Annotated in this window: 7 protein-coding genes; 6 read left to right on the forward strand and 1 reads right to left on the reverse strand. The window is 72.9% G+C overall.

Translation table 11 applies throughout. The features are described from left to right. Positions 1–180 precede the first annotated feature (180 nt). A complete protein-coding gene (locus tag AB0J52_RS20590) occupies positions 181–1050 on the reverse strand; it encodes a hypothetical protein (RefSeq protein ID WP_500183230.1) in 870 nt (289 codons plus the stop codon). Positions 1051–1635: 585 nt separating this feature from the next. On the opposite strand from AB0J52_RS20590, the gene AB0J52_RS20595 reads away from it, so the two are divergent. The 6 genes from AB0J52_RS20595 to AB0J52_RS20620 all read left to right on the forward strand — a co-directional run. Further along, entirely contained in the window at positions 1636–2334 is a 699-nt protein-coding gene (locus tag AB0J52_RS20595) for a TetR/AcrR family transcriptional regulator (protein ID WP_500183231.1), read from the forward strand. Positions 2335–2840: 506 nt separating this feature from the next. After that, positions 2841–3443, forward strand: a complete 603-nt coding sequence (locus tag AB0J52_RS20600; RefSeq protein WP_500183233.1) for a sigma-70 family RNA polymerase sigma factor — start codon at positions 2841–2843, stop codon at positions 3441–3443. Between the two features lie 314 nt (positions 3444–3757). Further along, positions 3758–4183: an SSI family serine proteinase inhibitor gene (locus AB0J52_RS20605; protein WP_500183234.1), complete on the forward strand. Its 426-nt coding sequence runs from the start codon at positions 3758–3760 to the stop codon at positions 4181–4183. Positions 4184–4328: 145 nt separating this feature from the next. Beyond that, positions 4329–4730: a CBS domain-containing protein gene (locus AB0J52_RS20610; protein WP_500183235.1), complete on the forward strand. Its 402-nt coding sequence runs from the start codon at positions 4329–4331 to the stop codon at positions 4728–4730. Positions 4731–4774: 44 nt separating this feature from the next. Continuing rightward, complete coding sequence (locus tag AB0J52_RS20615; protein ID WP_500183237.1) at positions 4775–5503, forward strand: ANTAR domain-containing protein; 729 nt, start codon at positions 4775–4777, stop codon at positions 5501–5503. A 720-nt stretch (positions 5504–6223) separates the two neighbouring features. Further along, the coding region (locus tag AB0J52_RS20620) for a PAS domain-containing protein (protein WP_500183239.1) at positions 6224–7312 on the forward strand (1089 nt) is incomplete at its 3' end.

Consider the following 7312-nt stretch of genomic DNA (forward strand, 5'->3'; position numbering starts at 1 on the left):
GGCGGGGGCGGGTCGGCGTGCGGCGGCCGGACGGGCTCGGGATCGTCGGGCGGGCCGGAGTGGTCGCGTGGGCCGAATCTCACGGTCACGATCCTGTGCAGAGAACAAGATCGTCGGCAAGCGCTGAGCTGATCATCTTCTCCTCGGACGGGCGCCGGCGCGGTCCGCGACGGCGGCGGTTCACGATGGACCGAAAAGCGCGGCGCAGAGGTGTTCGAGACGGTCGGGTCCGTCGTCGGCGGCGAGGACGGTCAGGACGGCGGGGGCGTCGCCCGCCGGGTCGTCCAGCCGCAGCCGGATCGACACCTCCCGGCGCATGGGCTCGTCGATGCCCTGAGCGGCCCCGACGTCCTGGAGACCGACGGAGACGACCTCGGGGAGATCGACGAAGACGGGGAGTTCGTCCGCCGAGAGCCGCTCGATCCACAGGTCGAGGAGGCGGCGGGCCAGGCCGTTCAGCAGGCGTCCCCACGGTTCGACCAGCGGCGGGGGGACGTTCTCGGTCTGGAGTTCCGGCAGCCCGAAGCGGGCGAGGCCGTTGGTCGTGAACCAGAAGCCGTGCGGGCCCCCGGTGTGCGGGAGCAGGATCCAGTCGGTGAGCCGGATGGTCCCGTCCGGTCCGGGGAGGGACCGTTCCAGCCGCTCCCGGCTGAGGACCTGCGGCGTGAAGCCGTCCACGACCGGCATGCTCAGGGCCGTCCCGACGGCCCCGGCGACGGCGCGTGCCGCCCATTCGTGCGCCGGTGGCCAGCCGGGCCGGTAGGCCGCGCGGACGGCGAGCAGGTGGGACGCGGCGGACACCGCTCCGAGCTCGGCCCGGGACGCGCCGTAGGCGGCCAGCAGGTCCATCGGAAGCGGCGGGAACTCGACGGCCGGACGCATGTCCAGGGTGAGCAGCGGACTGGCCAGCATCCCGAGGACCAGATCGCGCAGCGGCGGCCGGACCAGCCGTCCCACCTGGTCACGGGCCAGTTCGCGAGGATCGGCGGGCGGCGCGGCGAGCGCCACGGCATAGGTCGCGTGCAGGTTCTCCGGAACCGGCAGCGTCAAGCTCTCTCCCAAATCGCCCACTCCCCGACGACCCGGCGCCCCCGGCCCTTCGGAGCCCGGCGTCCGCCCGATCGACACTACAGATCAGACGAGAAGGGCACCGAAAACCGATCTATCGCAAAAGCGACAATTTCCTACCGAGCTCCCCCACCGCCCCTCCGCACCCACCCCGAGCACGCCACACCCAGAAGGCCCGCCACCCCCACCAGCCCACACCGCAGCCCCAGCCCCCTCCCCCCGCGCCCCTCCCCGGTCCCACATCCGCCCACCCCCTTCGTCCGCGCCCACCCCCCTTCGCAGACCCGGCCGAAGAGCGGCCGGTGTGCGCGATCGGCCAGGTCGGCTACGCCTCCCGACGCGACCCACCCGGGGGACGGCAGCGGCGCGGGGTGGATCAGTGAAGCCGCATACTGGGTGAGTACTCACTCGACGTGGGTGGGCATTCACTCACCCGCAGATGTAAGCGTTCACTCACCCGCGCCTGACGTGCGGCGGAGTCCGGCAGCGACCGGAAGCCCGCCGGCGAGGTCGTCAGCCTGAAGCGGCCCGGCAGGACGGGTGCGCCGGATCAGAGAGGACCCCGCCGTGCCGTCCACCACCGAGACGACGCGCGACCGCATCCTGGCCGCCGCCACCGACGTGATCAAGCGCCGTGGCGTCGTCGCCGCGACCACCAAGGAGATCGCCCGCGCGGCCGGGGTGTCCGAGGGCAGCCTCTACAACCACTTCGAGAACAAGACGGCGCTCTTCGGAGCGGTCCTCGGCGAGGTGACGGCCACCGCCCGGACGGCCGTCATGACCCTGATCGGCTCGGCGGGCGAGGCGACCGTCCACGAGAACCTGACAAATCTCGCGTCCGAAATGGTCCGCTTCTACGCCGAGCTGCTCCCGATGACCGGCCCCGTCCTGGCCGATCCCGAACTCATCGCCTGGTTGCGCACGAACACGCAGCCTTCCGGCATGCCCCAGGGCCAGAACGATCAACAGGAGAACGGGGCGCGCACGGGCGGGCTGGGCGCAGGGGCCCTGGCGGGTCCGGTGCTGGGCGTCGCCGGGGTGGCCGCCTACATCGAAGCCGAGCAGCGCCACGGCCGCGTCAAGGAGGGCGCTCCCGCCGCTCACCTGGCCGGGGCCCTGCTCGGAGGCTGCCAGATGCACGCTTTCCTGACGCGGCTGGCCGGGGCGGAGGCCGTGACGGCGGGGGCGCGGCTGCCGGAGACCCCCGACGAGTACGCGACCGGCCTCGTGGACGCCGTGATGACGGGACATCTCACCGAATCGTGATCGGGCGGCCACCCTGCGGATACGAATCCGTGGGAAATGGCTTGCACATGCCCGCACCGCTCTATACCGTGCACCGGGCGTGGATCGGGACAGTTGGCCGCGAATTGTGACTGACGCCACGCAACCTTTTGGACCGTCCCAAGCGTCTTACCTAGTGAGAACGCCACCGAAGAGTGGATGGCTCGACCGGCCAAAGCCCGCGACGTCCCGCCCGACCGGGGTCGCCCTGGCACCGCCGATCCGGCCGCCCTCCTCCCTCGGCCCACCCTCCATGCGAGGCCGAGACCCCGCCCGGCGCGTCCCCTCATCCCTTCTCGGGAGAAGCCGCGTGCGCGCACGAGCCCCTGGCTCGTCCGCGCGCCACGTCCGCGAGGCCGCGCCGAACCGGCCGGGACGGTGGCCCGTACCAGTGAGAGACGAGGGGCGGCACCGTCCGCCCGAACCCGGCGCGCCGACCGCGCGCCCGCCACGGCCTACCCGGCCCACAACCCTCGGGGGGAGCGACGATGACCGCTGCGACCATGGCCGTCCGACCGCAGGACGAGACCGCCCGCCACGACGTCGACCGCTACGAGCGCGACGTGCTTCCGCTCGCCGACCCGCTCTACGCCAGCGCCGTCCGGATGACCCGCAACAGCGCCGACGCCGAGGACCTCGTCCAGGAGACGCTCGCCAAGGCCTACGTGAACTTCCACCAGTTCCAGGAGGGCACGAACCTCAAGGCCTGGCTGCACCGCATCCTGACCAACAACTTCATCAACACCTACCGCAAGAAGCAGCGCGAGCCGCAGCGCGCGGGCTCGGAGGAGCTGGAGGAGTGGCAGATCGCCCAGGCCGAGGCGCACTCGACCGGCTTCCGGTCCGCCGAGTCCGAGGCCCTGGACCGGATCCCGGACCAGCGGGTCGTCAGCGCCCTGCGCTCCCTGCCGCAGGACTTCCGGGACGCCGTCTACCTCGCGGACATCGAGGGCTACGCCTACAAGGAGATCGCGGCGATGATGGGCACCCCCATCGGCACCGTGATGTCCCGCCTGCACCGCGGGCGCAAGCAGCTGCGTGAGTCCCTCGCCGACCACCCGGCCCGCGTCACGCACGAGCTCGCCGCCTGAGCGAGCTCACCGCCTAGCGGACGGAGTCCTCGGCTTCGACGTCCGAGGCCTTTCGACCACTGACCATCACCAGCCAGAGTGCGGCCTACGAAGGCCGCACTCTGGCTTTTTAACTCCCGCGCACCCTCCGCCAAGCCGGCTCTTCGAATCGCCGGTCACCAAGACCACTCACCCCAGCGGCCCGTCCGCCAAGACAGCGTGGCGGCGTCCGCAGGGCGGAATCTCGCTTCGATGGATCCCGCCGATACGCCACACACTCCGTAACGTTATGGATACGGTGGGCGATGATTCGGCTGCGATCGTAGGGAGTACCGATGAAGCGCCTGGTCACTGGGGTTCTCGTGGGAGCGCTCGCCGTCGTGGCGACCGCGGCACCCGCGGCAGGGGCGGCCCCCGGAAGAGGCGGGTCCGCCGGGAGAAGTGGGCTCACCCGGGAGACGGTCCTGCGGCTCACACTGACCTATCCGTCGCGCAACACTTCCGGGACGCGCATGGTCACGCTGAAGTGCGATCCCCCCGGCGGGAACCACCCGGCGGCGGAGCAGGCGTGCAAGGATCTGGCGGCGCACCACGGCGCGTTCGACCACCGGCCCGACCGGAACCAGGTCTGCCCCATGATCTACCAGCCGGTCGTCGCCCAGGCCACCGGACGCTGGCAGGGCCGGTACACGCGGTTCCGCAAGCAGTACGGGAACGACTGCATCATGCGCTCGCGCACCGGGTCCGTCTTCTCCTTCTGAGCCTTCCCCCGGCGGCCCGGAAGATCTGTTCCGGGCCGTCGGCATACCCCGCCCCACCGTGGGTAGGGCGCGCCGGTAAAGGGGCCCTGCTGCGCGAACGGAGGTACGGGCGATGTCGCCTCGAGCCCCCCGGGTGAGAGATGTGATGACCAGGCGGCCGCGCTCGCTCCCCCGGGAATCCACCCTGCACGAGGCCGCCCGGCTGATGCGCGACGAGGGGATCGGCGACGTGCTGGTCACCGCCGCGGGACGGCTCTGCGGCATGGTCACCGACCGCGACATCGTCGTCCGGGCCGTGGCCGAGGACTGGGACGCCAGGATCACCTCCCTCGGCGAGGTCTGCACCGCCGACCTGGCGACCGTCCGCCCGGACGACGACGCCGCCACCGCCGCCCGCCTCATGCGGGAACGCGCCGTCCGGCGGCTTCCGGTGGTGGACGAGAAGCGGCGGCCCGTCGGGATCATCTCGCTCGGGGACCTCGCCGACTGCGACACGCTGTCCGCGCCCACCCTCGAAGAGATCTGGAGGGCGCCTCCCAACCTGTAGCCGGGATTGGTTCACCGACCCGATGAGGGGATACCGTCGGGAGGGTGCCGCCTGCCACCGTCCTGACCGACCGCCTCGCCGTGGAGATCGCCCGCCTCGGCGTCGTGGGCGAGTCCTCCGACGTCGGGACGCTGTCCCGCGTCTCCGACCTCGCCTCCCAGGCGGTTCCCGGGTGCGCCGGGGCGTCCGCCGTCCGCTGGGCCATGCCCGGCGAGGGGGCCACCGCCGAGGTGGCCGAGCCGCTCGCCTACGCGGCCAGCCATCCCGAGCTGGCCGAGATCACCGACCGCCAGCTCGCCCGCGGCAAGGGGCCCGTGTTCGAGGTCGTCGCGACCCGCCGGCCGCTCACCGCCGACGACGTGCTCGCCGAGGCCCGCTGGTCGGAGACCACGTCCGACATGCTGAGGCGCGGGATCCGCTGCTTCACCACCACCCCGCACGTCAACCCGCCGGTGCTGGTGACGCTCACCCTCTACGGCGTGACGCCGGGCAGCCTCGACCCCGACCACGCGCTGGCGTCCCTGCTCGCCGCGCAGAGCAGCGCGGCCGTGTCGAACACCCTCCAGTACGACCAGGTCAACCGGACGGCCACCCAGCTCAAGGAGGCCGTGGAGTCCCGCGCCATCGTCGACCAGGCCAAGGGCATCCTGATGCACGCCCTCGGCTGCGACGCCGACCAGGCGTTCGCCGAGATGCGCCGCATCTCGCAGACCCGGCACCTCAAGCTCACCGCCCTCGCGCAGCGCATCGTCGGCGGCCGAGGCGTGAACTGACCCGCCGAAACCGACCCGCCACCCTCCCTTCCTCCCGAGCCGCCGCCTTCGTGACCGTCCCTCCCTTCCTCCCGAGCCGCGCTCAGGAGGCGCCTGGCGCTGGAGGACATGACCGGCCGGGCCCGGACTCGCCCGGCACCCAAACGCCACTCAGTGGCCCCAGGGGACGCGCGTAGCCGTCATCCAGGACGGCCCGGAGGACTCAACATGGCCAGGGGCCTGATCAGAGGGCCGATCGGGGGCGGCGACGGTCGGCGAGAACAGGGGTTTGGCGGGCGCGTGGTGTGGAAACTCCACCGGGCCGTCCACCCGCCGGGGACCGCCCCCGTGCACACCGGACGGCGAGGAGCGGTCGCAGGGATGGCAGAGGCGCGTACGTGCATCTCTCCTGGGCGATTTGTGGTGTGTTGGGCGTCTCAGCCGCCGGACCGTCACCCGTCCCGGTTCGTCCGGACCGGCGCTCGGGCCCGGGCGCACGGGTGGCGCGACCGGGCGGGGGTACGCAGGCAGAGAGGCGGATTCGGTGGCGGACGGCCGGGCGGCGTGGGTGAATTGGGATGGCGTGGCGGGCCGGGGCATGTTCGAGGGCGGCGGGTTCTTCTTCGTACACGGCGGACCATTCCGGGAATAGGCTGCGAAGGTCGGCCGGCGGTCGTGCCGGCGGTCGGCCGGTCGGCGGACCGATCTCCGCGTGCGTGGTGAAAGACAGGGAGGGGCGGGATGCCCGAGCAACTCGACCCCGAGAGCGTGCTGCGCGAGGTCGCCGGCCTGGAGGGCCGGATCGAGGAGCTGCGGCGTACCGCGGAGCTGCCGGACTCCGACGCGCGGGCGACGCTGGACGCGGCGCTGGTCGAACTGGAGCTGGCGGTCGCGGCGCTGCAGACGGTCGGCGGCGAGCAGACCGGCGCGGCCGGACGCGCCGCCGCGGCCGAGAACGAGCGGCGGGTCCTGAAGACCGTCTTCAACGACGCGCCCGTGCCGCTGTTCCTGCTCGACCGCGACACCGGGGTGCGGCGCGTGAACAAACACGCGGCCGACCTGCTCGGCACGTCCACCGGGTACGTCTCGGGCAAGCAGTTCACCGCGTTCTGCGACCTGGCGACGCGGGCGCCGCTGCGCTCGCAGCTCGCGGCCGTGATCCGCACCGGGCGGCGGTGCCGCGTCCCGATCCGGTTCCTCGGCCGGGAGCGTCCGGTGGACGCGGTGGTCACGCTGGCCCGGGTGTGGATCCGCGGCGAGCCCGACCCCATGGTGGTCGTGGTCGCCGGCCCCACCACCACGCCCCTCGGCGTCTCCCCCGCGACCGGGGTCGACGGCGCACGCGGCACGGCCTCCTCGCCCACCGGTCCCGGGAGCGCCACGCGGGACGCGACCGGCCCGGTCCTCCGGGACGCGGTGAACGTCGCCCCGGCGGCCGAGGCGACCGGAAGCACAGTGGACGGCACGGCGCCCGCTCCGGACGGAGCACCCAGAACGACTGACGCCGCGGCCACCGACGGCGTCCGGGTGGTGGAGTCCTCCGGCGACGAGGCCGTCGCGTCGCTGGTGCACCGGATGGACGTCCTCGGGGCCGTGACCGAGCTGCTCCTGGACGAGCCGGTGTTCAACGAGACCGTGGCGGTGCGGCGGTGCGCCCGGCTGCTCGCCGCGGAGCTGTCCGAATGGGTGATCATCGACCTGGTGCCGCAGCGGCAGCCGGACGGCGGCGGCCAGGCCGCGGCGCTGCGCAACGGCGACGCCGTCCCGCGCAGGCACGTGGTCATCGGGCCCGAGGACGAGTGGGCCGCGGAGGCGGCGCGCTGGCTCGCC

The sequence above is a fragment of the Spirillospora sp. NPDC049652 genome (assembly GCF_040675125.1).
Taxonomy (GTDB): domain Bacteria; phylum Actinomycetota; class Actinomycetes; order Streptosporangiales; family Streptosporangiaceae; genus Spirillospora.

What these genes read in the sequence shown, in the direction of transcription:
- AB0J52_RS20600 (WP_500183233.1), top strand. Translation starts at nt 2,841, where the DNA reads ATGACCGCTGCGACCATGGCCGTCCGACCGCAGGACGAGACCGCCCGC.
- AB0J52_RS20605 (WP_500183234.1), top strand. Translation starts at nt 3,758, where the DNA reads ATGAAGCGCCTGGTCACTGGGGTTCTCGTGGGAGCGCTCGCCGTCGTG.
- AB0J52_RS20610 (WP_500183235.1), top strand. Translation starts at nt 4,329, where the DNA reads ATGACCAGGCGGCCGCGCTCGCTCCCCCGGGAATCCACCCTGCACGAG.